The organism is Acetobacter cibinongensis, assembly GCF_000963925.1.
Lineage (GTDB): Bacteria > Pseudomonadota > Alphaproteobacteria > Acetobacterales > Acetobacteraceae > Acetobacter > Acetobacter cibinongensis.
This window is the reverse complement of record NZ_BAMV01000006.1, coordinates 33,055-58,226: the sequence shown is the minus strand read 5'-3', so window position 1 is coordinate 58,226 and position 25,172 is coordinate 33,055. Positions and strand designations below refer to the sequence as shown.

Annotated in this window: 18 protein-coding genes and 1 tRNA gene; 6 read left to right on the top strand and 13 right to left on the bottom strand. The window is 55.1% G+C overall.

Going from position 1 to position 25,172, the window contains the following annotated elements; genetic code table 11:
• Window positions 1-97 precede the first annotated feature (97 nt).
• Window positions 98-1,120: a TraB/GumN family protein gene (locus Abci_RS02930; protein WP_048837665.1), complete on the top strand. Its 1,023-nt coding sequence runs from the start codon at window positions 98-100 to the stop codon at window positions 1,118-1,120.
• A 130-nt stretch (window positions 1,121-1,250) separates the two neighbouring features.
• On the opposite strand, the gene rnhA is transcribed toward Abci_RS02930, so the two are convergent.
• From rnhA to ispH, 3 genes are read right to left on the bottom strand one after another with little or no spacing between them, the layout of a single operon-like run.
• Window positions 1,251-1,733: a ribonuclease HI gene (rnhA, locus tag Abci_RS02925; protein ID WP_048837664.1), complete on the bottom strand. Its 483-nt coding sequence runs from the start codon at window positions 1,731-1,733 to the stop codon at window positions 1,251-1,253.
• Window positions 1,717-2,691 (bottom strand): homoserine kinase, encoded by a 975-nt coding sequence (locus tag Abci_RS02920; protein WP_048837663.1) that lies wholly within the window; start codon window positions 2,689-2,691, stop codon window positions 1,717-1,719. Before Abci_RS02920 ends, rnhA begins: the two co-directional genes overlap by 17 nt.
• A gap of 15 nt (window positions 2,692-2,706) precedes the next feature.
• The gene (ispH, locus tag Abci_RS02915; protein ID WP_048837662.1) at window positions 2,707-3,708 is read right to left on the bottom strand and encodes a 4-hydroxy-3-methylbut-2-enyl diphosphate reductase; all 1,002 of its coding nucleotides are present in this window, start codon (window positions 3,706-3,708) and stop codon (window positions 2,707-2,709) included.
• Between the two features lie 241 nt (window positions 3,709-3,949).
• On the opposite strand from ispH, the gene Abci_RS02910 reads away from it, so the two are divergent.
• Window positions 3,950-4,540, top strand: a complete 591-nt coding sequence (locus tag Abci_RS02910; protein WP_048837660.1) for a hypothetical protein — start codon at window positions 3,950-3,952, stop codon at window positions 4,538-4,540.
• Between the two features lie 72 nt (window positions 4,541-4,612).
• Here the strand turns inward: Abci_RS02910 and Abci_RS02905 are convergent, their stop codons facing one another.
• The 5 genes from Abci_RS02905 to Abci_RS02885 form a co-directional block, all read right to left on the bottom strand.
• Window positions 4,613-5,974, bottom strand: coding sequence for an ABC1 kinase family protein (locus Abci_RS02905; RefSeq protein ID WP_048837659.1), 1,362 nt, complete (start codon window positions 5,972-5,974; stop codon window positions 4,613-4,615).
• Window positions 5,975-5,977: 3 nt separating this feature from the next.
• Window positions 5,978-7,831, bottom strand: coding sequence for a M3 family oligoendopeptidase (locus Abci_RS02900; protein ID WP_048837658.1), 1,854 nt, complete (start codon window positions 7,829-7,831; stop codon window positions 5,978-5,980).
• Between the two features lie 448 nt (window positions 7,832-8,279).
• Window positions 8,280-12,830 carry a glutamate synthase large subunit gene (gene gltB, locus Abci_RS02895; RefSeq protein ID WP_371861362.1) on the bottom strand — a complete coding sequence of 1,517 codons (4,551 nt, stop codon included), beginning with the start codon at window positions 12,828-12,830 and terminating at the stop codon, window positions 8,280-8,282.
• Between the two features lie 5 nt (window positions 12,831-12,835).
• The gene (locus Abci_RS02890; protein ID WP_048837656.1) at window positions 12,836-14,287 is read right to left on the bottom strand and encodes an NAD(P)-dependent oxidoreductase; all 1,452 of its coding nucleotides are present in this window, start codon (window positions 14,285-14,287) and stop codon (window positions 12,836-12,838) included.
• 193 nt (window positions 14,288-14,480) lie between these two features.
• On the bottom strand, window positions 14,481-15,434 hold the full coding sequence (locus Abci_RS02885; RefSeq protein ID WP_048837655.1) for a complex I NDUFA9 subunit family protein: 954 nt from the start codon (window positions 15,432-15,434) through the stop codon (window positions 14,481-14,483).
• 277 nt (window positions 15,435-15,711) lie between these two features.
• On the opposite strand from Abci_RS02885, the gene Abci_RS02880 reads away from it, so the two are divergent.
• Window positions 15,712-15,798, top strand: a tRNA-Leu gene (locus tag Abci_RS02880).
• A gap of 771 nt (window positions 15,799-16,569) precedes the next feature.
• On the opposite strand, the gene Abci_RS02875 is transcribed toward Abci_RS02880, so the two are convergent.
• The 3 genes from Abci_RS02875 to Abci_RS02865 form a co-directional block, all read right to left on the bottom strand.
• Window positions 16,570-16,866 (bottom strand): hypothetical protein, encoded by a 297-nt coding sequence (locus Abci_RS02875; protein WP_048837653.1) that lies wholly within the window; start codon window positions 16,864-16,866, stop codon window positions 16,570-16,572.
• A gap of 68 nt (window positions 16,867-16,934) precedes the next feature.
• On the bottom strand, window positions 16,935-17,333 hold the full coding sequence (locus tag Abci_RS02870; RefSeq protein ID WP_048837652.1) for a hypothetical protein: 399 nt from the start codon (window positions 17,331-17,333) through the stop codon (window positions 16,935-16,937).
• Between the two features lie 162 nt (window positions 17,334-17,495).
• Window positions 17,496-19,703 carry a TonB-dependent receptor gene (locus Abci_RS02865; protein WP_048837651.1) on the bottom strand — a complete coding sequence of 736 codons (2,208 nt, stop codon included), beginning with the start codon at window positions 19,701-19,703 and terminating at the stop codon, window positions 17,496-17,498.
• Between the two features lie 132 nt (window positions 19,704-19,835).
• On the opposite strand from Abci_RS02865, the gene Abci_RS02860 reads away from it, so the two are divergent.
• Genes Abci_RS02860 through Abci_RS02850 form a run of 3 tightly spaced genes read left to right on the top strand, consistent with a single transcriptional unit; the run spans window position 19,836 to window position 21,960 of the window.
• Entirely contained in the window at window positions 19,836-20,159 is a 324-nt protein-coding gene (locus Abci_RS02860; RefSeq protein ID WP_048837650.1) for a hypothetical protein, read from the top strand.
• On the top strand, window positions 20,093-21,664 hold the full coding sequence (locus Abci_RS02855) for a PepSY-associated TM helix domain-containing protein (RefSeq protein WP_084597494.1): 1,572 nt from the start codon (window positions 20,093-20,095) through the stop codon (window positions 21,662-21,664). The genes Abci_RS02860 and Abci_RS02855 overlap by 67 nt, the downstream gene beginning before the upstream one ends.
• Window positions 21,661-21,960: a hypothetical protein gene (locus Abci_RS02850; RefSeq protein WP_146806717.1), complete on the top strand. Its 300-nt coding sequence runs from the start codon at window positions 21,661-21,663 to the stop codon at window positions 21,958-21,960. The genes Abci_RS02855 and Abci_RS02850 overlap by 4 nt, the downstream gene beginning before the upstream one ends.
• 40 nt (window positions 21,961-22,000) lie before the next feature.
• Here the strand turns inward: Abci_RS02850 and Abci_RS02845 are convergent, their stop codons facing one another.
• Both Abci_RS02845 and Abci_RS02840 read right to left on the bottom strand, forming a co-directional pair.
• Window positions 22,001-23,674, bottom strand: coding sequence for a S10 family peptidase (locus Abci_RS02845; RefSeq protein WP_048837647.1), 1,674 nt, complete (start codon window positions 23,672-23,674; stop codon window positions 22,001-22,003).
• Between the two features lie 101 nt (window positions 23,675-23,775).
• The gene (locus Abci_RS02840) at window positions 23,776-24,648 is read right to left on the bottom strand and encodes an N-acetylmuramoyl-L-alanine amidase family protein (protein ID WP_048837697.1); all 873 of its coding nucleotides are present in this window, start codon (window positions 24,646-24,648) and stop codon (window positions 23,776-23,778) included.
• Between the last annotated feature and the right edge of the window lie 524 nt (window positions 24,649-25,172).

Genomic DNA, 25,172 nt, shown 5'->3' with positions numbered 1-25,172 from the left:
CGGCGCACACAGAAACTGTCATGATTGGCAGGATGTCTTCTCACATTAAAACTCGGTATAAAGACGCCTTGTATTTAAGACAAAGGCTTGAATTTTTATGATTTTAAAATCAAAGGGCCGGTGGTTAAAAACCACCACGACAGCTTTGGCCCTCATGCTTGGCGCACCAGTTGCCTACGCTCAGACCGATGTTGCTCCCCCAGCAAGCGCCAGCGCACCCCAAAAAGCGGTGTGCCCCCCGCAGGCAACCATGCCCAGCCACGACCATCTTAAGGAGCTGCTGAAAGCGGCCAAAGACCGTGGGTTTTTATGGAAAATTACCAAAGACGGTCATGCCTCGTGGTTATACGGGACAATGCATATTGCGCAGTCCGACTGGATGATACCGGGACTGCTGACACGTGACGCCCTGCGCCACAGTACGACTGTTGCTGTAGAGCTGATAACCTCTGACCCTAAAACCATGGAATTACTCCGTCGTCCGGCAGACCCCGCCCGCCTGCAGCATATGATCAAGACCGGCCGGAAAGCCAAGCTGGATGCCATTGGAAAGACAATGTGCGTTCCTGTGGAGAAACTCGCCAACATCCCGGTGAGTATTGAAGCCACGGCTCTGCTGGGGCTTGAGGGCCGGGCAGATGGGCTATATCCCGATTACGGCATAGATGCCGTGCTGCAAGGTATCGCAAAAGCAACCCACAAACAGCTTATCGCCTTGGAAACAGCCGAGACGCAGGTTGCCTTACTGACAGGCAAAACACAAAGCGAAGAAGACATGGTGGTGGATTCCGCCATCAAGGCCCTCAGCAGCGCCACAGCCAGAAAAGACCTGAGCATTATTGCGACCATGTGGAGCGAGAGTGACCTGACCAAGCTGAACCATTACCGCGACTGGTGTAAGTGCGTGGGCACCGCGGCTGAAAAACTGCACACCAAAGCAATGCTGGACGACCGCAACAGTCTTATGGCCCAGAAAATTGAGCAGCTTCATCAAAGCGGCCAAAGTATTTTTGTTGCCGTTGGTGCCCTGCACATGAGCGGCCCTACGGGGCTACCCTCCCTGCTCCGTAAAGCGGGTTATGATGTGCAGCAGCTTGTGCCAGCCGCAACAGCGCTCTGACAGATAATAGGGTTACATTCGGTCTGTAAGCAGAGCTGGCCATTTGTCGGAAGAGCCACAGTCTCTGCAGTGTTGGGCTTAGTCTTGAGCAGGCAGGCGCTAACGCATGAAAGTCGAAGCTGCTTCGATATCAGGCCTGCTCTTGCTCAATAAGAATACGGGCCTGTGTTGCCAGTTCGTCCACACGCTCGTTTTCAGGCACGCCGGAATGGCCTTTGACCCAATGCCACGACACATCATGTTTTTTGTTGGCGTCCAGAAGCCTGCGCCACAAATCCATGTTGGCGACCGGGTCACCGGACGCATTGCGCCAGTTACGCCGCACCCAGCCCGTATGCCAACGGGTAATGCCATTTCTGACATACTCGCTATCCGTATGCAGCCGAACCACACACGGACGTTTCAACGCCTCCAGCGCCTCTGCCGCAGCCGTCAGTTCCATACGGTTGTTGGTGGTGGCAGGTTCGCCACCAGAGAGCTCCCGCTCTGTTCCCTTAAAGCGGAGCAGCACACCCCACCCGCCGGGGCCGGGGTTAGGGCGGCAACCGCCATCCGTCCATATTTCCACAACGTCCTGCTCTGGCGCAGGCGTGGGATCAAACTCCGTATCCATCCAACGTCTCCGTTGCCAGATGGAAGCGAAGGCGCTTCACATAATCCAGCGGGTCTTTGGGGGTGACAAGCGCATCTGCTGGCGTGTTGATCCAGTCATACAGGCGTGTCAGCAGAAAGCGCATGGCGGCACCACGGGCAAGAACCGGCAGGGCTGCCCGCTCCTGCGCACTCAAGGGCCTTACGTCATCATACCCCAGCAAAAGCTGCCGTGCGAACGTGACGTTAAAAGAGCCGTCTTCCTCAAAGCACCAGGCATTCAGGCAAATGGCAATGTCGTATGCCAGAATATCCGTACAGGCGAAGTAGAAGTCGATCAGGCCTGAGAGCATGTTTTTCAGGAAAAACACATTATCGGGGAAAAGATCTGCATGAATCTGCCCGCGCGGCAGGTCCGGGTTGCCACCCTGTCCGGGCCACACGGGTAGAATATGGTCAAAGGCGGCATCCAGTTCTGCTTCCAGACCAGCCACAACGCTATCTGTCTGGCCCCGGCAGCTTTCCAGCAGGGGTTTCCAGGCGTCTGGCCCCAGACTGTTGGCGCGTACCGGCGCATAGCTTTGCCCGGCAGCGTGCAGCCGTGCCAGAGCCTGACCTAGTGGACGGCAATGCGCTGCCTTGACCTTACGCGGCCAAACCCCCGGCAAAAAAGTTGTAATGGCAGCCGGGCGCCCTGCCAGCGTGTTGAGCATAGCGCCACTTCTGGCCGCCACAGGCTGCGGGCAGGACACGCCCTGCCCTGCCAGATGCTGCATCAGCCCCAGAAACCATGGTAGTTCCTGCGCATTCACCCGCTTTTCGTACAGGGTAAGGATAAAGTCCCCCTGTGTGGTACGAAGCTGAAAGTTGCTGTTCTCAACCCCTTCAGCAATACCGCGAAAAGCGACCAGATCCCCTATGTCATAGTCTGTGAGAAAAGACGTAAGGGCCTCATCACTGACATCCGTGTAAACGGCCATGGAAGCAACAGCGCCTTAGCCGAGCGGTGCGGGCAGACGGAAGATCACGTTTTCTTCCTTCACTGTCCGCTCATCAATGCACAGCGTGTAGCGCTTGGCCAGCTCTGCCACCATTTCCTGCACCAGTGCTTCCGGAGCAGAGGCACCAGCAGTAATACCCAGCGTTTTCACGCCTTCCAGCACAGACCAGTCAAGCTCGTTCAGGCGGGGCACCAGCAGGGCACGGCGTGCCCCTGAGCGTTCCGCTACTTCCCGCAGCCGCTGTGAGTTGGAGGAGTTGGGAGAGCCAATGACAATCACCAGATCACACTCAGGCGCTATGGCCTTCACAGCTTCCTGACGGTTGGTGGTGGCGTAGCAGATATCCTCACGCTTCGGGCCTTCAATCAGAGGAAAGCGCTCACGCAGGATATCAACAATCTCTGCCGTATCATCAACAGAAAGCGTGGTCTGGGTAATGAAGGCCAGACGGGACGGGTCTGCTGGTTTCACGGTGCGGGCTTCTTCCGCATCGTTAATCAGTGTGACAGCACCCACCGGCAACTGGCCCATGGTCCCCACCACTTCCGGATGGCCTGCATGGCCAATCATCAGAATATGGCGGCTTTCCGGGCCACCACCTGCAAAGTGGCGCTCTGCCTCACGGTGCACTTTAGACACCAGCGGGCAGGTTGCATCTAGATACAGTAGGTTGCGGCGCTCTGCCTCAGCAGGAACGGTTTTGGGCACACCATGAGCGGAGAAGACAACGTGGCCATCAGGTGGCACTTCGTCCAGTTCTTCCACAAAAATGGCACCCTGAGCTTCAAGCTCCTCCACAACCGTGCGGTTATGCACAATTTCGTGGCGCACATAGACAGGTGCGCCATAGCGGCGGATGGCTTCCTCCACCACGCGGATGGCGCGGTCTACCCCGGCGCAGAACCCGCGCGGGCCAGCCAGAAGGACTTTCAGGGTCTTATCGTGCACGGCCTGAGTGGTATCGACCGGGACAATGGTTTGAGTTTGATCGGGCATGGTGTTCCCCAAACTTGCGGCAAACGATATAGAAGAGACAGAATATGACAAAGCATATAAGAAAGAGGCTATGCCCGAAACCCGGAGAAGGTACGGTAACCGTTGCGCATGGCCTACGCAAAGCGCGGGACGGATGCAAGCCGTTTTAGGGCTTTCCTCCCCGCATCTGGCAGATATACCACTGTTTATGGTTTTATTCTGGCTTGTTCTACCCTGTTAACTGAAAAACCCGGATTCGCATATGTCGCATGACCTTCCCCGCCCACGCCGCCTTTTACCGCGCCTTGCGCTGTATGGTCTTGTGGGACTTGGCCTGCTCACCCCGCTGTCCGGGTGTGGGGATGAAGAAGACCAGTCCATGGCCTTTGCCCCAAGCTGCCCCCTGACACATATTCCGCCAGAAGCGGCCGATTTTTATACCTATGACGGCAAGACCACTACCTTCCCGCACCTGATCACACGCGCCAGCATTCTCAAACTTCAAGGGGACTGTCTGGCTGCGGGCAAGAAAGATCTTAAAACCCGAATCGCGCTGCGTTTTGTCGTCAGCCGTGGCATGGCCGCCCAGAATGGCACCATCACGCTGCCATGGTTTGTTGCCGTGCTGCATGGGGACAAGATTGTAAACAAACATGTGTTCCGTCACACGTTCCAGTTCCCCGCCAACCTGTCCAGCTTCACGACGGACACCAAGGTTGTAACGGTGGACCTGCCTATTGTGCCTAAGAATACGGACTCTGATTACCGGTTTGAGGTTGGTTTCCAGTTGACCAAGGACCAACTGAGCTACAACGAGGCACACCTGAAAAAAGCGGATTATCAGGCATACTGAGCCTGACGGCCCTCCGCGCTCTTCAAGAACGCGGAGGGCGCATTTGCGCAAGAGGGCTGTAGCTCCTACACCTTAAAAGACGGGAGGCTCCGGGAACCGAGCAGCCTCAATAGCGGCTTTCTGGCGGGCTGCCAGTGCGGCCTCATCAAATTCACCAACAATCTCCCGGAAGAGCTGGCACCAGTTCATTTTCACCTTCAGCCGCATAAAGACTGACCCCAACCCAACGGCTGAACGGTCCACCAGCACAAATTCACGCGGGAGCCTTACGCCACCTGTACGTTGCAGGCCGTCATGCACCTTGCTGAGCACTTCCCGGCCAAATCCGGGGTTCTCGCTATCCTGAATATAGCGCTCCCGGTCGTCCATCAGGGGGCCGAACAGAAAACCAGCCCACTCATTCAGCACATCCACCTTCTCGGGCGTTAAGCCTGTAAAGCCCCATGCGGCATAGGCTTGGGTGGCCAGCGCTTTGTCCTTGGTTTCCAGCGCACGGTAGAGGTCAATATTTCCCTTGATAAAGGAGGGGCGGAAAATACGGATTGCGCCAAAATCCAGCAGGTTCAGGCCGCAGTCTTCCCGCAGGGTAAAGTTGCCCATATGCGGGTCACCGTGCACGACCCCGTAGCGATACAGCGGAAGATACCATGCCCGGAACAGGGTGCGGGCAATCTTCTTTTTCTGCTCTTCCGTCAAACCAGCCTCAATGGCGGCGTTCAGGTTACGGCCATTCACCCACTCCATAGTCAGCAAACGCTGGGTGGAGAGTTCATCAACGGGTTGGGGCACCGTAATTTCAGGACATTCGGACAAAATAGTGCGGTAGAGGCGCATATTTGCGGCCTCACGCTTATAGTCCAGCTCTTCATGCAGGCGCTCGGTCAGTTCCTCCACAACGTCATCCTGCCGGATGGCGTTATCAAGCTTATGGTAGACACCAATAGCCATACGGAACTGCCTGAGGTCAGACTCTACGGCTGCCTTCATGTCCGGGTACTGGAGTTTGCAGGCAACGCGGCGACCATCCGTAAGGATAGCCTGATGCACCTGCCCCAAACTTGCGGCAGCAGACGCTTCGCGCCCGAAGGAACGGAAGTTTTTCTCCCACCCGGCACCCAGTTCTGCCGTCATGCGGCGGCGCACAAAGTTCCAGCCCATTGGCGGAGCGTTGGACTGAAGCTCCGCCATTTCCTTGGCATATTCTTCCGGCAATGCGCCGGGAATTGTGGCCAGAAGCTGGGCTGCTTTCATCAACGGGCCTTTCAGCCCGCCCAGAACACCCTTCAGGTCTTCTGCGTAAGCGCCGCCGCCGGTCCGCAAGCCCATTTTATGGCCAGCAAAGCGCGCGGCAATGCCCCCAACTGTGCCGGTGGTCTGCACCATGCGGCGCAGTTCACCCAGCATACCACTGTTATCTAAGTCGCGTTCGGCCATGGGTTAGACCTGTTCCAGTTGGTCAATGAAGCCGGAAATAACATCCAGCCCTTTTTTCCAGAATTGCGGGTCAGACGCATCCAGCCCGAAGGGCGCCAGAAGCTCCTTGTGGCGCAGGGTGCCACCGGCTTCCAGCATGGCGATGTATTTGTCCTGAAAACCCGGAGCGCCTTCGTTGAACACACCATACAGCGCATTGACCAGACAATCCCCAAACGCATAGGCATACACATAGAACGGGGAATGAATGAAGTGCGGAATATAGGCCCAGAACACATCATAGTCTGAGGTGAAGTTAAAGGCTGGACCAAGGCTTTCTGTCTGTACCTGCTGCCAGATTTCACCAATCCGTTCTGGCAGAAGCTCGCCTTTCTTACGCTCATCATGCACGCGGGTTTCAAATTCGTAAAACGCAATCTGGCGCACAACGGTATTGAGCATGTCCTCCACCTTGCCTGCCAGCAAAGTACGCTTGCGGGCGGGGTCCTGCTCTGCATCCAGCAGGGACTGGAAGGTCAGCATTTCCCCAAACACGCTGGCAGTCTCCGCCAGTGTCAACGGTGTGTTGGACAGGTAATAGCCTTGCTTGGCGGCCAGAACCTGATGCACCCCATGCCCCAACTCATGCGCCAGAGTCATCACATCCCGCGTGCGCCCGTGATAGTTGAGCAGAATAAACGGATGGGCAGATGGCACCGTAGGATGGGCAAAAGCGCCGGGGCTTTTTCCGGGTGCGGGTGGCACGTCAATCCACGGACTGGTCAGGAACGTGTTAATAACGGCACCCATGCGGGGGTCAAAGTCCGTATAGGCTTTCTGCACAATGGACTTGGCTTCATCCCACGCAATTTTGCGGTCTTCCGTACCGGGCAGCGGGGCATTGCGGTCCCAATGCTCCAGTTTTTCCAGCCCCATCCATTTGGCTTTCAGGCCGTAATAACGATGGGCAAGGCGTGGGTAATCCGCCCGCACGGCAGAAACCAGCGCATCCACCACCTCATCTTCAACCATGTTGCTCAGGTTGCGGGAGGATGTAGGCCGTGCAAACTGGCGCAGGTTATCCGTAATGGCCTTATCTTTAGCCAGCGTATTGGTAATAAGCGCAAACAGGCGGATATTATCTGCAAAGACAGCGCCTACCGCCTTACCTGCCCGCTCCCGCACTGCGCGGTCTGTATCTGACAGGCGGTTCAGGGCATCCCCAACGGTTACGCTCTCACCATCCAGCGTGACGCGCAGGGCGGCAATCGTCTCATCAAACAGGCGGCACCATGACTGGGCTCCTGTTACGGATTTTTCAAGCAGCACTTTTTCAACGGCATCAGAAAGCTGGTGCGGGCGGAACAGCCGTGTATCCCGCAAGAAGGGAGCCCAATGCGCAAGGGCCGGGTCTTTCAGTTTTTCCTCAAGGTCAGCCTCTTCCAGCCGGTTGATTTCCAGCGTGAAGAACAGAAGGTCTCCTGAAATATCTGTCAGGCGTTCGTTGATGGACTGGCTGAACCGGCTGATAGCAGGGTCTGATGAATTGGCTGCAAACAGTAGGGACGCATAAGACCCGGCCTTGCCCAGCTTTTCATCAATCGCTTCGCTCTCCACAATGGCTTGGGCCAACTGGGCGGCGGACAGGCTGGCCAGCTTACCCTGATAACGGGCAGAAAAGGCTGAGGCCTGCGTCTGGGCATCTGCCAGATCCTGCGCCAGTGCCGGATCTTCCATCCCACTATAAAGCGCGGAAAGATCCCACCGGGGCAGAGTATCCCCAGCCCCGTGCTGTGCCTGAGCCGCTGTGGCAACACCTGCTTCCGCCGCTAAGGCCGGACGCGAGGACGAACGAAGGAAATGCGCTGTATGTTCCATGCCCTCACCCTACAGTGCATTTTGAAATGAGGCGAGAGCATCTGCACACAACAGGGCTTCACATCCAATGCAGCTCTGGCGATGGCGTTGAAGAACGTGTGGGAACTGCCTTTGCGGCAGTGAACTTAATTCTGATTTTCTAGTCAATTTGCAGGTTTTTCTGAGCTGCCTGTGCGGCAGTGAACTAGAGCAAATTTTGGCTAACGCTTTGAGAAACTGCGGTTTATTGCCTGTTTAGCCATTTTACCCTTTTTTTCGGGGCATCTAGCTATCTATTTGATTTTCAAAGAATTTCGTTATCTCTCAAAAAAGAGGGGTAAAGTTTGGTAGCATAGTTTTGGCAACCACGGTGCACAAAAGCGGTCTGGCTCAAAACAAACGGGCCAGCCCCCTGAAAAAGCTGCTGCAATGCGGCTCTTCCGAGGGACTGGCCTGCCTGTGTCAGGTTTTACGCCGTTTGTTTGAGGGGCTGTGCCGGGGCTTCAAAGCCGATAATCTTGGCATACTCCGTTGGAACAATCTGCCAGAAGTGGGGCAGGATCTCATCCCACTTATGCAACAGCGTGGTGGCGTAAGGGGAACCCGTTTCTGCCACATGCCGTTCTACCAGCTCGCGCAGCTTATCCGCCCACTCACCCGGCACCATACGGGTCCAGAGGAGTGTTTCCGGGTTAACCTTGCGCTCAAAGCTGTCAGTTTGGTCCAGCACAAACGCCATGCCGCCAGTAAAGCCTGCGCCAAAATTGTCCCCAATATCACCCAGAATAACAACCGTACCGCCGGTCATATATTCGCAGGCATTGGAGCCACAGCCTTCCACCACGGCGGTTGCGCCAGAATTACGCACGGCAAAGCGTTCACCGGCCTGCCCGGAGGCAAACAGTTCACCTGCGGTTGCACCGTACAGCACCGTGTTGCCAATAATGGCATTCTGGTTGCAAACAAGCCGTGAGGAAGCAGGCGGACGCAACGTAATGGTAGCACCCGACAGGCCTTTGCCAACATAGTCATTGGCATCCCCCAGCACTTCCAGCTTCAGGCCCTGCACAGCAAAGGCCCCAAGAGACTGCCCGGCAGACCCGCGCAGGCGCACGGTCAGGTGACCGGGTGCCAGTGTTTTCATGCCATATTGCCGGACAATGAGTGAGGAAATACGCGTGCCAATGGCGCGCTGCGTGTTCTGCACATTGTAGTGCAGTTGCATTTTCTCACCGTGGTCAAACAGGGGTTTTGCATCCCCTATCATCTGGGCGTCCAGTGTGTCTGGTACCTCGTTCCGGCCTTCCAGTGTGCAATAACGGGCATACGGGCCGGGGTCTGCCTGAGACAGCAGGGAGTTGAGGTCCAGGTCGTCCAGATAATCTGCTCCACGTGAAACCTGACGCAGCAGATCTGTTCGGCCAATGACCTCATTCAGTGTCCGGAAGCCCAGTTCTGCCAGAATATTACGGACATCTTCCGCAATGAAGGAGAAGAGGTTGATGACCTTTTCCGGTGTACCTTCAAACTTTTTCCGCAGTTCTTCATCCTGAGAGCACACGCCAACCGGGCAGGTGTTGGAGTGGCACTGGCGCACCATAATGCAGCCCATGGCAACAAGGCTGGCTGTACCAATACCAAACTCTTCCGCACCCAGCATGGCGGCTATCACCACGTCACGCCCGGTTTTAATGCCCCCATCGGTCCGCAGTTTTACGCGGTGGCGCAGGCGGTTGAGCATGAGCACCTGGTGCGTTTCCGCCAGCCCCAGCTCCCACGGCAGGCCCGCATATTTAACGGATGTCTGCGGGCTTGCCCCGGTACCACCGGAGTGGCCGGAAATAAGGATGGCATCAGCCTTTGCCTTGGCCACACCGGCTGCAATGGTGCCAATGCCTGAACGGGCCACCAGCTTAACTGTAACCGTTGCATCCGGGTTAATCTGCTTCAGGTCATAAATAAGCTGCGCCAGATCTTCGATGGAATAAATATCGTGGTGCGGCGGGGGAGAAATAAGGGTCACGCCAGGGGTGGCATGGCGCAGCTTTGCAATAAGCTGCGTTACCTTAAAGCCCGGCAACTGCCCGCCTTCACCCGGTTTGGCACCCTGTGCCATTTTAATTTCAAGCTCGCGGCAGTCATTCAAATACTGCGCGGTCACACCAAAGCGGCCAGAGGCCACCTGCTTGATGGCAGAAGACGCATTATCCCCGTTGGCGCGCGGCTTGGCGCGGGCCGGGTCTTCCCCACCCTCACCTGAGTCTGACTTAGCGCCAATACGGTTCATGGCGATAGACAGGGTCTCGTGCGCTTCCGGGCTGAGGGCACCAAGGGAAATTGCTGGTGCAATCAGGCGTTTACGCAACTGGGTAATGCTTTCCACCTCTTCTACCGGAATAGGTGTACGGCCTTCACGGAAGTCCAGCAGGTCACGCAGGGCAACGGGCGGCTGGGCGCGCACGGCATCAGCATACCGCTTGTAGATTGTAAAACTGTCGGTTGCCACAGCAGTTTGCAGCATGTGAATGAGCGTGCCGTCAAAGGCATGCTGCTCCCCACCACGCCGCATTTTATACAGGCCCCCCACCGGCAGGGTCAGGCTGGCCGTGTTCCATGCTTCATCATGGAAAGTTTTCACATTGCGGGCAATACCGGGCAGACCAATACCGGAAATACGGGATGGCATACCGGGGAAGAACTCTGCCGTCAGCGCACGGGACAGGCCCACGGCCTCAAAATTACACCCGCCACGGTAAGAAGCCATGATGGAAATACCCATCTTGGACATGATCTTGAGCAGGCCTTTATCTACCGCTTTACGGTAGCGTTCCATGCATTCACGCAGGGTCAGTTTATCAAACAGCCCACGGCGGTGACGGTCTGCAATACATTCCTGTGCCAGATAGGGGTTTACAGTTGTCGCCCCGACACCAATGGTCACGGCAATAGCGTGAACATCCAGCGCTGTGGAGGTACGCACGTTCAGGGATGTGAATGTCCGCAAGGAGTTACGGACCAGATGCGTATGCACCGCAGCCGTAGCCAGAATCATGGGAATATAGGCGCGATCTGCTGACTGGCCTTCATCACTCAGAAACACATGCGTGCAGCCACCGCGCACGGCATCTTCTGCTTCCCGGCGGATGCGGGTAATGGCATCCCGCAGTCCGGCTTCCCCCTCGGCTACCGCAAAGGTGCAATCCACCACACAGCCGGACGCACCACAGAACGCAACAAGCCCTTCATACTCGCCAGATGTCAGGACTGGGCTGGGCAGTTGCAGCATTTCACACTGGTCTGCTGACTGGTCCAGAATGTTACCCAGATTACCAAGCCGCGTCACAAGGCTCATCACGCGCGATTCACGCAGGGAGTCAATTGGCGGGTTGGTAACCTGACTGAAGCCCTGCCGGAAATAGTGCGACAACCCACGATAGCGCGGCGAGAGCACGGCCAGAGGTGTATCATCCCCCATGGAGCCAATGGCTTCACTGCCGGTTTCCACCATCGGGTGAAGGATGGCTTCAAGTTCTTCCAGCGTAGTGCCAACAGCCAACTGGCGGCGGCGCAGGGTTTCCGTGTCGTAATTGACTGGTTCTGTCACATCTGAACGGACAACGGACCCAATTTTCTGGATACGGCCAATCCAGGATGAAAACTCCTGACGGCTGGCCAGAAGGTCCAGCAACTCTTCATTGCCGTACAGTTTGGGCTCGTGCAGATCAACACCAATGACATCCCCCGGGCCAAGCCGCCCGCGGGACACCACATTGCTTTCCGGCACGCGCACCATACCGGTTTCAGACCCCACAATAAGCAGGCCGTCCGCCGTAACCGTATAACGCAGCGGGCGCAGGCCGGAGCGGTCCAGCCCGGCCACAACCCAGCGGCCATCAGTGGCGCACAGGGCGGCGGGGCCATCCCATGGCTCCATGACAGCGTTGCAGTACGCAAACATGTCCTTATGGCTCTGCTTCATGGAGGAATTCCCCCCCACGCTGGCCGGAATCATCAAAGACTTGACGGCAGGCGCATCCCGCCCGGCAAATGTCAGCAGTTCAAACACGTTATCCAGCACGGCCGTATCAGAACCACCCGCCTGCACCAGCGGCTTGATATCTGCCATCCATGGGTCAAGGTCTGGGTGAGACAGCCGGGTTTCGTGGCTCTTCATCCAGTTGATGTTGCCGGAAATGGTGTTGATTTCACCATTATGCGCCAAACGCCGGAAAGGCTGCGCCAGCTTCCATGTCGGGAAGGTGTTGGTGGAATAGCGCTGGTGATAAATGGCAAAACGGCTGACAAACCGCTCATCCCGCAGATCGGGATAGAAGATGGTCAGATGTTCCGCCAGAAACATACCTTTATAGATAATGGACCGGCATGACAGCGAGCAGATATACAGGTCGACCTGTGCTGCAATAGCTGCTTTTTCAATTTTACGGCGGATCACATACAGGTCACGTTCAAACGCATCCTCTGCCTTACCGGGCAGGTTGCGGATCATGATCTGTTCAATTTCCGGCCGTGTTGCGTTGGCTTTTTCACCAATGCAGGATGTGTCTATAGGCACCTGACGCCAGCCATAAATGCCGTAGCCAAAGGCCAGAATTTCAGTTTCAATAATCTGGCGGCACTGTTCCTGCGCCACCATGTCCGTTTTTGGCAGGAACACCTGACCAACGGCAATAATGGTGCCGTCTTCTGGCTGATCGCCTGTGCTGGTTATGGCATCGGCAAAGAAATCCTGCGGGATTTCAACGTGAATACCAGCGCCATCCCCTGTTTTACCGTCAGCATCCACAGCGCCTCGGTGCCAGATGGCGCTCAGGGCGGCAATACCAGCTTCAACCACGTCCCGGCGGCGTTTGCCATCAAGGGCGGCAATCAGGCCAACACCACAGGAATCCCGTTCGTCCGCAGGGTCATAAAGACCTTCTAGGGCTTCTACGTTTGCATCCCATGCCGTGAAAAATTCTTCTGCGCTTTCACCGCGCCCTGTGTTCTGGAGCTTATCCATGTCCATTATCCCTGCTCCGCCACGGCTTCGGCCGATGCGTGTTCTTGAATCCATGAGTGAATACGGTCTGCGGCGTCGCGGCCATCCCGAATGGCCCACACAACAAGGCTGGCGCCGCGCACAATATCACCAGCGGCAAAGACACCCGGCAGGTTGGTCATGAAGCTGTTTTGCCCTACCTTAAGCGTACCCCAACGGGACACTGCCAGATCTTGCTGGCCCCACTGCTCTGGCAGAGGCTCCGGGTCAAAACCCAGCGCTTTGATGACCAGATCTGCCTCAAGCGTAAAAGAGCTGTTTTCCAGCGGTTCAACAGCCTGCCGGCCTGTGGCATCCGCCATACCCAGTTTCATGCGGGTAGCGCGTACACCTGTAACCGTGCCCTCACCTACAAAGGCTTCCGGTGCTGCCAGCCAGACAAATTCCACACCTTCCTCTTCCGCATTTTTCACTTCGCGGGCAGAGCCGGGCATGTTGGTCTTGTCACGGCGGTAAAGGCATTTTACGGATTTTGCACCTTGGCGAATGGCCGTGCGGACGCAGTCCATAGCGGTGTCCCCACCACCCAGCACCACAACGTCTTTCCCGGCAGCGTTAAGGGCTGATTCATCCTGCTCCGGCAACGTGTCTCCCAGAGAGCGGCGGTTGGATGCGGTCAGATAATCAAGCGCCCGCTCAATCCCTGCCAGCCCAGCCCCCGGCCCCCCGATCTCGCGAGATTTGTAAACGCCGGTTGCAATCAGCACAGCCTGATGCTGCTGGCGCAGGGCTGCAAAGGAAAGCTCGCCTTCACTATCACCAACAGCCTGACCCAGATGAAAAACAACGCCGCTTTCTTCCAGCAGGGCATGCCTGCGGGCAACAATCTCTTTTTCCAGCTTGAAGCCGGGAATACCATAAACCAGCAGGCCGCCTACGCGGTCATAACGGTCATAAACATGCACCTGATAGCCTTTGGCCCGTAACCGGTCCGCCGCAGCAAGCCCGGCTGGCCCTGCCCCGATAATGGCAACCGATTCTGTACGCTCGCGTACCGGGCGGGTTGGCTTGACCCATCCCTTCTCAAACGCAGTATCCGTAATATAGCGCTCTACCGCACCAATAGTAACACTCTCAAACCCCGGCTCAATCACGCAGTTGCCTTCACACAGGCGGTCCTGCGGGCAGATGCGGCCACAGATTTCGGGGAAGGAATTGGTTGCTGAAGAGACTTCATACGCCTCCTCCAGCCTGCCATTTGCAGTCAGCATCAACCAGTCGGGAATATTGTTCCCCAACGGGCAATGAACGGAGCAGAATGGCACACCACATTGCGAGCACCGGCTGGCCTGATCTGCCGCATCCGCTGGTCTGAAGTCTTCGTAAATTTCCGCAAAGTCCGCCCGGCGGACCTGTGCGGTCCGCTTGTCAGGCTGCTTTTGCGCAACGGAGATAAATTTCAGCATCGGTGTGGTCATGGAGGCTCTTCCCGGCGAAAGGGCATGGCAAACGGACCACGCCCAAATGTGCTGAAATCAGGTAGCCCGTAGCCTTCCATCTTGAAAAGGCAGCAATGCTGTCCTTTCTGTATTTTTTCAGAATTTCATGCCGGATAATATAATATCCCTCAGATAATTATGTATCATTTCGGACCAATTTATCTCTAAACCCTTATTTTATAACAACAGTTCCTGAACGCCCTCCGCCCGGCCGGAATCTGTCCAGATAGAACGGCACGCACTCCTCCACACTGCGGGGCACCATACCCAGTTCAGCAAAACCGGGAGTGCCGGGCGGCACCACATTGTCCCGGGAGAGCATAAGGAGTTGATCCCGCGTGATAAGCTTGCCGGGCAAATGCTCAAAAAAGGCCGCCTGCAATTTTGCCAGCCCTGACGGCACCGCAAACAGGGGCTTGCTCCGGTGCGTTGCCTTAAGCACCCATTGGTAAATTTCCCGCATGGTCAGAATATCCGGGCCACCCAATGAGAACGTCTGCCCGGCCAAGGCGGCATCCCACCCTGCACGCGCCACAACCTGTGCCACATCGCCCACAAAAACAGGCTGAAGCCGTGTGTTGGCTCCATAGACCGGCAACACAGGAAGATAGCGGGCCAGTGTGGCGAATAGATTGAAAAACCGGTCATCAGGCCCGAAAATCACGGAGGGTCGGATGAGGGTTGCTGTTGGGAAATGTCCTGTCACAGCCTCTTCACCCGCTGCACGGCTGCGCGCGTAGGCAGAGGGCGCATTGGCCGCAGCACCAAGCGCGGACATATGCACAAACCGTGTCACACCGGCTTGCGCTGCCATACGCGCCACACGCTCTGCGCCCTGAACATTCACCGCATCCAATCCCTGTCGGGCAGAAGAGCCCAGCACGGCAACCAGATTGATAACGGTCTCCGCCCCCTGCACAACAAACCGAACAGACTCATCATCCAGCACAGACGCATAAAATGGCGCTATCTGCCCCACCCGTCCCAGCGGCCGCAACTGGGCTGCCAAGTCAGGACGACGACTGGCAACGCGTACCGTATAGCCAGCTTCAGCAAGGTTCTGGACAACATAGCGGCCCACAAAACCGTTGCCGCCAAATACTGTCGCAATTTTACCTGTGGTCATGCTTCTCTTCCGTTTGCCTCGCACCCTGCCCCTTGCGAAGGCACAGGGTTTTACCGTGAACGCCACACTCCCTCAGACGCTGCATGCAGTCTTTATTTTTCTGGGCCGTTTGTACGGGAGCAGCCCACCTCAAACAGGGTGCGCTTTTCCCGCCCGGTCGACCAGACCAACAGAAAACACAAAATTGTCAAAAAAAGTTATTTTCCCCGTTGACGCCCCCACCGGGTCAGGGTAAACCCCGCTTCACCAACCCGGAACACTCCGGGTTGCCATTTGAGCCCAGATGGCGGAATTGGTAGACGCGCAGGTTTCAGGTACCTGTGACCGAAAGGTTGTGGAAGTTCGAGTCTTCTTCTGGGCACCAAATGTTCTTCTAAAGAACATTCTGGTTTGAAGCTAGCTTACAAGTTAAACGATTATACAACACCGCCTCTGGCGGTGTTTGTCGTTTCAAGGCTTTTTAACTCAATTTATAGCCTCCTTAACTGTTTAACAGTTATCCCCAGATTCTGCGGATGGTTACGTGGATAAGCGTGTGGATAGCCAGTGCAGCATCTGTGCATTCCATCCCAACCCCACCGAGACAGACCGTATCCCTCTGGTACGAAAGAGGAATCGCCTTTGTAGGGCCAGGATGAAGCATGATCCATCAACCCAAGTGGCACACCAGACTGAACAGCGCTCAACCCCCGAGCTTTCCAGCCCTGAGAGATAACAAAGCCCACGCTCTCTGACTGTAATGGCCACAAACACAAAAAAGAGCCCGTCAGACGCAAAATGTCTGACGGGCTCTGACTATAGACCGGCACTTTGATAAAAAGACCGAGGCTATTTTTTGCGGAATAGACCGGCTATCTTAAGGAGAAACCACGCCATGATAACACTGCCTATAACAATAAGATGTGCCACCGGCTTTTGGCGTGCCTGAAAGTCTTTGGATAGTTTTTCCATCTCTTGGCTTCCTTCCCTGATGAAAAGTCTAACGCGCGTTTGAGGTGCATGTTCCGCACCTCAAGCAGCGCCCCCGCCCTTTCGCATCAAATAACGTGCTGCACGCAGTAGTGTGACATAACGCCCGATGTCATCTCTGGACCTGACACACCCTCAATTTTTACAGAAATTTGCAAATCCAATTTTACACTTTGCCGTCAGCGTCAGGGGTCTCTGTGTTGTGCGGCGCTGTCTGTGCCTGAGTAGCGGCCAGATGATTGGCCGCCCATCCAAAATTTAGCCCCACAAAGGCAACACCCTTATAGAGCGCTGACCAGGCAGATTGAGGCTGCGGCGCGGGAATGACGGTAGCCAGTGCGCCGCACACGATAATAATTGTGCAAACCAGCGTATCCCAGGGTTCTGGAACCTGCGCCAGCAGCAGAGGAACAAGGGTAATAATGCCACTTATTTTGCCACCCGTAATAAGCGCTTGCTTCATGGGTATATCCTTACAAACTAAAACATTTGGTTTTTATTTGGCGTGAGGGAGTTTTTGGCGATTTACTGTTAAAATGCGCCAGGGTGGTTCACTAAACTGATCAGGAAATGCCACAGGGCTTCCCCCAGTTGCGACCAGCCGAGCACCGCCGTTGCGATGGTCATGAGCGTGGCTGTTATCCAATTTGCCAGCCGGATACCGCCTTCAATACGGGCCAAACGGTCCGAGACCGCCGTATCTCTCTGCTGTGCCATACGGCCTATTGCTTCAACCCTGCCCATAATTTCATGGCGTGTACGGCTGGCATTTTCATCAACGGACTGTGTCAGGTCACGCCGCAAATCTGCAAACTGTCGCAGCAGCGCGTCCAGCCCCGTTTGCAAATAGTCATGCGCCCCTTCCACCCGCGCAACACGCTCCCGTAAAAGAGCAACTTCCTCCGCTGTGGCACATCGGTTCTCCTGCATTTTTTCTTACCTAAAACAGAAAAAGCCACCCAAAGGGTGGCTTTAGATACGGAAGAAAAAGGGGCATCCGCCCATCTTCCAGACTGCTTCCGTCTTACGCATGACCACGCAGCACAACAACGCGGAAGGAGAGAGGGAAAAGCCCTCCCTACGCACCCATTCTTACAGGTCTGCGGAGACCGAAAACTTGAACGTACGCGGCTGCCCCTGAAGCAGGTAGCCATTAAAAGATGAAGCCCAGTACCGTGTGTTTGCAAGATTATCGACGCCAAAACGTAGTGTCATCGGTTTATGCTGCACAGCAAATGTGTAACGGGCAGCAAGATCAAACCGGGTCCAGACAGGCAAATGCGCGGTGTTGGCTGTATTAACCCACTGCTTACCCGTGTTTACCACACGCCCGACCAGCGTTCCCCCTTTAAGGAAGGGCAGGTCATATTCCAGATTACCGTTAATGGTATAATTCGGCACGCCAATAGCTGTATGGCCATTGTTTGTGCCCCCTGATGTGCGCGTCAGGTTGGCATCAATCAGCGTTGCCCCACCGTTAAAACGCAAACCACGTATAATCTGGCCATTAATGCTCAGCTCGGCACCGCGGTTCCGCTGCATTCCGTCATTGCGATATATAAGCGCGCCGGAATTACCGTAAGGCTCCGTATAGCTGTTTTGCTGCGAAACCTGAAAAAAGGCGAGTGTGGTACTAAAACGGCCAACATCATACTTGGCCCCCACTTCATATTGCACGCTCTGATACGGCGGGAACACCTGACCGACATTAATGACGTTACCACTGGCCGTAGGCGCTTGGGATAGGCCTTCAATACGGTTAAAATACAGGGACGTCTGACGGGTTGGGTGAATAACAAGACCCACCACAGGTGTTATGGCATCCTGATTATAATGGCTGGTCATGGCTGTGGTGTTATAGTCATAGCCATTAATCAGCATATTCTGGTAACGGAACCCTGCCGTCAATGCGATACGATCTTTCCAGAACGTCATGGTATCGGAAAAGAATAGACTATAAAGGCGTGTATTGGCAGTGCGTGTTGGATTACTGGTGTTGCCGCCAACAAAATTCTGCACCAAAGGCGCGGAATAAACGGGATGATACAGATTACCCGTGGCAGACGTGCCCCACGCCATAGCGTAGGCCGTATCCGTTTCAGACCACAGGGCAGACCCACCGGCATTGACCTCGTGCCGAATTGGCCCTGTGTCAAAATGCGCTCTTACGCCAGCACGCGTACTTTCGTTGGTTTGTACGTAGGGCACATACATGCTGCCGTATGTGCCACTACCCGTTGCCGCATTGTTGACTGTAAGGGATGAGTACGTCCCTTTTTCATTACTACCCAATCCACCAAAAGCACCATAAAGCGTCACGTGCTTGGATAAATCGTGCTCGACATTGAGCATACCAAAAATATAGTTCAGGTCATTGTAAGACCAAGGCTGTCCGTAATTTTTGCCCGCCGAGGGAGCACGTGGCACCTGCGTGACACCACTTGCCAGAAAAACGCCAGGGCGGCCCCAGTCTACACCCTGATTCTGAAAGTTCATATCGACAGACACACGTGTGGTCTCGTTATGCCAGTCAAAATCTGCACCCAGCGCCACACTATGCCGCCGCTCGTGCTCGATAGCGTCCTCGCCCGAGCGCCCGGCTACGTTCAACCGCAGACCATAAGCCTTGTCACGCCCAAAACGGCGCCCCACATCCAATGCGCCACCGCCAAGGGCCTTACTGGTGTAATCACCGGTTATGCGGGTAAGCGGGGTGTTTTCAGCATGTTTGAACATCAGATTAATGTTCCCGCCAATAGCGGACCCACTGGGTGCTGCACCGTTGAGGAACGCACTGGCCCCGTTTAACACCTGCACCTGATCATAAAGCTGAGGGGACACAAGTTGCCGCGGTGTGATGCCATACAGTCCGTTAATGGAAATATCATCCCCATTCAGCACCAGTCCGCGAATGATGAACATTTCTGAAAAGTTGCCATAACCGTAGGTTGTTCTTACGGATGGATCGTTCTCCAGAACCTCCCCCAATGTCTGAGACTGCTGGTTCAGGATAAGGCTGGACGTGTAGCTGCGGATATTAAACGGCACATCCAGACCACGTTTGGTGCCCAGTGCCCCAAGCTGCCCGCCGCTGATAACCTCCATCTGGTTACGGCGCTTGGCTTTCACCACAATCTGCTCATCCCGCTTGGCCTCAGACGTCTCCTGCTGTTGCTGTGTGGACTGTGTTTGAGTTTGCGCCTGAACTGGCAGAGCCACCAGCACTGCCGTACTGGAAAGCAACCCAGCCAAAGCCATGCGGGCGTGATATCTGCGAGCAGTAGCCAGCCGAAGGGACATAATTTTAAACCTTGGAAAGAAATCCTGTTGCGCCCTTCTATACGCAACTAATAGCTATTCGCAACTATCAATTGATCTTATAGAAGGGTCATGCACTCGACAGGTGTAGAACAACCCCTTAGCAGGATGGTTATGGCTTTTCTCACGTCCCTGGCTTTGTCTCCCGGCCAAAAAACCAAACAGCAGCAGAAACGACTGCTTGTTTATAAACGGATTTTGTGGCTGCTCGCTGCAAGCCTGCTGGCGTACGCCGTATGCCATTATGGCACACTCCTTGCTCTGGACACGCATGGGGAAGACAATCGGGTGCGGGTAAATGTCATTGAAATGTTTGGCGTTGCCTTACTGCCTCTCCTCCTGCTGGTGGGGTATGGAGCACGCACTTATAAATGGGGCCTGTGGAGCCTGGTCGTGCTGGCTGGCGGCATGACCCTGTCTGGCTGGTGGCTGGCATGACAGGAGAAAAACCTAAGCGTGAGACGTTCCGGGTGCATATGGGCTGGCTGCACAGTTGGGTAGGGCTACTGGCTGGCTTTATTCTGACTGCTATTTTTGCCACAGGCACCCTGAGCGTTTTTGACACGGAAATAACACACTGGATGCAACCTGAGGCTGTGCTGACCGGCCCTCCGGCTCTTACTGCACATGCGCTCCAAAACGCTGTTGAAACCTTGGAGGCTGAAAAAACAAAAGGGTTTTCAGCTTTTTTAAATCTGCCATCTGTTAGAGACCCCTTTATACGGGTCATTCATTATGACGGCGCGCAATTTGTTGGCGCCGTGCTGGACCCTAAAACTGGAGACGCCCTACCCGCGCGGCAAACTGCGGGCGGACAGTTCTTTTTTGATTTTCATTACACGCTCAGAAGCGGGCCGGTTATAGGCTCCACCATTGTTACCATTCTTGCGGTGTGCCTGTTAGTTGCGGTTGGGGCTGGGGTGGCTATTCACATTCGCGCTCTCTGGCCCGATCTGGTGCTTTTCCGGCCCTTTGGCCCCCGCCCACGGGCGTGGCTGGATGCCCATTTGTTAACCGGGCTTCTGTTCCTCCCCTTCCTGATTATGATGACCTATACAGGTGCAGTCATACGGGGTCGCAATATATTACCACCCCACCCCTTTCTAGCAGCGCATACAGAGCTGGATCATCCACGGGGTAACGGTAACGGCAGAAGGGCGCATGAAACACCAGCACAACAGCCTGCGCCTGCCATCCCGCCCCTTCTGCCACTTATTGAACAGGCAAAAACGGCTCTTAACTTGCCTGAGTGCAGTTTTATTCTCTTCTCAGACACGGAAGTGCGTATTTTCGGAAACGACACCGCCAGCGTTTTCATGAACCGTGACATGGCTGTTTTTAGCCGGACGGATGGGCATTTCCTCTCCACAACCATTCACCGGGAACCTGCGTCACAAGCCACGGCGCTCATGCATGGGCTGCATTATGCCCGCTTCCCCTCCCTCCTGCTGCGCTGGCTGTATTTTATCTCTGGCCTTGCCTGTACTGCCATGATGGCAATAGGTCTTATTTTATTTTTCATAAAACGGCGCCGCGCATCTGGAGATATGCTGACCTTCCGGTTAGGCGAGGGCCTAACCATGAGTTGTGTGACAGGACTAACGGCAAGCACTTTGGCTTTCTTCTGGGCCAATCGTTTGCTGCCTGCCACACTCCCTAACCGCATTCATAGCGAAGTCAGTGTATTTTTCATTCTTTGGGCGCTGTCTTTTGTGCATGGTGTATGTTTTTCGCTCTGCAAAAAGCCTTTGTCTGGATGGATCATGCAGACCCAAGCCGTTTTGGTTCTTGCCCTAGGCCTACCTCTGCTTGACGCTGCTGGACAAAGCCACGACTGGCACCATAATCCAAGCTTATATTATAGCGTTGATGGTCTGCTGTTCTTGACCGGTGTGATAGCCCTTGTGGCACTAAAACGCATGAAGCGAGCAGAATTGTCATGATGGCTTTTGTGATCTTTTTTTTGTGGTGCATCACTTTTGTCAGCCATGACAGTTTGCAAACACATTCCCTCAAGCTCATGCCACTCTCAAAGGCGCAGACATGTCTTGCACATTGCATACGCGCACTCGCGCCGCTGCTGGCACTTGTCTGGTGCCTGTATTCTGACCCGGCAAAGGGTATTTTGCTTTGGTTGGGATTAGGGTCCGTTGCGGGTGTAACTGTCGCTTTGGCTCTGGCTTACTATAAAAACAAACGGAGCGCCCCTGCGCAAAGGGCACTCCGTCAAAAACCCTGAAAACAGTCAGATCAATAAAGACTGACTGTCTCTGATGTTTTTACTGACCTACAGAAAGCGGCTTGTAGGTGCTGGTAATAAACTTGGCAACGTTGTCATGCAGTTCCGCCAGTGACTGCTGATGTGCATACACCATGTGGCCTGACTGATACTGCACAATCTGCACGTTCTTGCTGAGTTCAGCCGAAATAGGCAGATGCCGCATTTCGTAAATACCCTGGAAGTATGGCGTGCCAAGGTCATAATACCCTTGGTTCAGCATAACTTTCAGACTGGTGTTGTGCTTCATGGCAGAGGCCAGATCTGGCAACACGTTGACTGCTCCATGAATGGGGAAGTCAGACCCTGGCGGACGATGCGTGAAATCCCATTTCATGATGGCATCACTAAAGAATTTGTATTCCTGGTAGCCATCGCCAAATGCCGGGCTATTGCCATAATGCAGGGTGTTGCGGGCATAGTCGTTAAATGCCGCAATATAGGCTGCCGACATGGCGGAAGACTGTGGGTCGTAATACGGATACTGCGCAAGGCGGTCCATGGTCGGACCGGAGAAGCGGCTATCCAGTCGGCCTGTATCAAGCCCTTCCTCGCTCAGCAGTTCTTTTTCAAACTCACCACCATTAACACGCAGATCTGCCTTTTTGATGTAATCAACCGGCAGGCCTGTGTAGTCGTGCAGTTTCTGGGCAACGGCATCACGTTTTTCTGGGGTAATGGCCGTGCCGTCCTGCAGGGCAGACGTGTAATCTGTCAGAGCAAAATGTTCGACTTCTGCCAGAAAGGCCTTCATATCCGCTGGCTGGTTAGGCAGTTTTTTATGGTACCAAGCTGTTGCCGCGTAGCTTGGCAACGCCAGAACATAGGGCTGGTCATTGGACGGGTTGTTCTGGGCGGCATCAATGTCGTTATCGTAATTCAGAATTTGCGACAGTAGAATAACACCGTTCAGGTCAATACCTTTTTCGTCCGCCAGCTTGTTGGCAATAATGGCAGACCGTGTTGTGCCATAGCTTTCACCAAACAGATATTTGGGGGAGTTATACCGCCCAAAGCGGGACAGGAACTGAGCAATAAAATCTGTAAAAGCCCCGGCATCCGCATCCGTGCCGAAGAAGCTTTTTTCCTTATCCGTGCCGGTCAGGCGGCCATAGCCGGTGCCGGGTGCATCAATAAACACAAGGTCAGACGCATCCAGCAGACTGTCGTTGTTGTTCACAATAGCATACGGAGACGCCGGAGTATGTGTGTCGTCTGCCGTTACAACTTTCTTGGGCCCAAATGCGCCCATATGCAGCCAAACGCTGGATGATCCCGGCCCGCCATTATACACAAAGGTTATAGGACGGTTTTCGGGGCGCGCGCCTTTCTTGAAATAGGCGACATAAAATATGGATGCTGCCGCCTCGGGCTTTTTCTCATCAGCCGGCTTTTCTGAATCGTCCCAGCCGTCCTTGTGCACAATCAGGGTGCCACTGACCGCTTGATAATCAATGTGCGCACCGTGAATGACAACAGAACCGTTTGACGTCACACTCTGCGGCCTCGTGAAGAAGCTGATATCAGCGTCCTTCGCTTTGCTGGCATCGGCCGCGGGCTTTGCTTCTTCCGCATGCACAGAAGAAGACGGTACAACAGTGGCTGTACCAAAAAGTGCTACTGTTGCCAGAAGCGTTGCAAGTGTAAATTTTGAACGCGTAACGTGCTGCGTCATGCAGAAGGATCCTGTCTTGGTGTGTTATACTATTTCATTATAACAACAAAACATTCTCCCGGCCAAGGGGCTTGGTCCCCGTGCGCCCCGCCTTTGGCCGCCTACCCCGCCAGCCCAACACCTGCTGAGGCAAAATAACGGTTTACGGCTGTACACATGGCCCCGGCCACCATAGCGCGGTGCCCTGCCTGCCGGAGGGCGGCTTCATCCAGCCTGTTGGACATGAAACCCATTTCCACCAGCACCGAAGGAATTTGCGCTGATTTTAGCACCGCGAAGGCCGCGTGACGTTGGGGGTGCGGCAACAGATTAATGCGGGACCGGAAGGAAGAGACAACCGCGTTGGCCATGTGCAGTGACCCTCTGCGCGCCTCCTCCGTCACTAAGCTTGCCAGAATTTGCTGCACTTCTGGGGATGCGCCCTGCACAAGCGGGCCACCAAAGCGGTCCGCGCTGTTTTCTGTCTGCGCCAGTGCTGCGGTCTGGCTGTCCGATGCGCCGCGAGAATGCGTGTAAACACTCGCCCCACGAACGGACGCATTGTTCAAGGCATCTGCATGCATGGACACAAAGAGAGAAGCTCCGTGCTGCTGGGCCAACTCTACCCGCCCATCCAGGGGAATAAACCGGTCAGAGTTACGAGTCATGGCCACACGGTACCGTCCCGTTGCCATGAGTTGCCGATACAATTCTGCCGCAGCAGCCTCTGCCACATGTTTTTCATACGTGCCGGAAAAACCGATTGCGCCAGGATCTTTGCCGCCATGGCCGGGGTCCAGCATGACCAAAGGCAGAGGCGCACGCGCTTTACCAACTATGGCGGGAGCCTGCACAGCTCCATGGGCAGGCTGCGGGCGGGACAAGGTACCGGCTTGAGCTACGTGCGCCAAGGCAGGAGCCGTCAGGGCCGCAGCGGCACCAACCAGCATCCGCCGGGACAGAACTGGCACAACATATCCGTTATAACGCACCATCTGGTCATGGCCGGAAGACCCATGCAGGGAAGATGATGATGGATCTGAAGCAGCAGGCGGGCGCTTTGCGGTCATAAGATGTGCACTCTGGTTATAACGCTCGGTTCTGGAGCAAGATAATGTCTAAACCATGTCTGCCGGGAAAGGGATAAAAAACAGTTATACGGGGTGGCTTGCGATTTAATGCGCTTTGCGTCATGTTGCAGGGGCATGGCTCAAGGCAGATTGCCCGTCATGCATCCTGTTTCCGCCCTTTGTGTGTAAAGGGCGCGGCTGGCGCACACAGCGCTGCCCCGCGCATTGGGACAGGACCATACTGGTTGAAGGATACATGACCATAGCTCGGGGCCTAGACGTTGAGTGTTTGACCAGAGCGGAAGCAGACGCCTGCTTCCGGCGCTTTGATGTCACCTCACGCGGCGCTGCCCTGACTGCTGCCTCCTGTTTTTTCTTACAGACCTATTCTTGCCAGCCGGAAGAGCCCCTACCCCATATCACTCTGCCAGAGCAGAGCTATCAGGTAG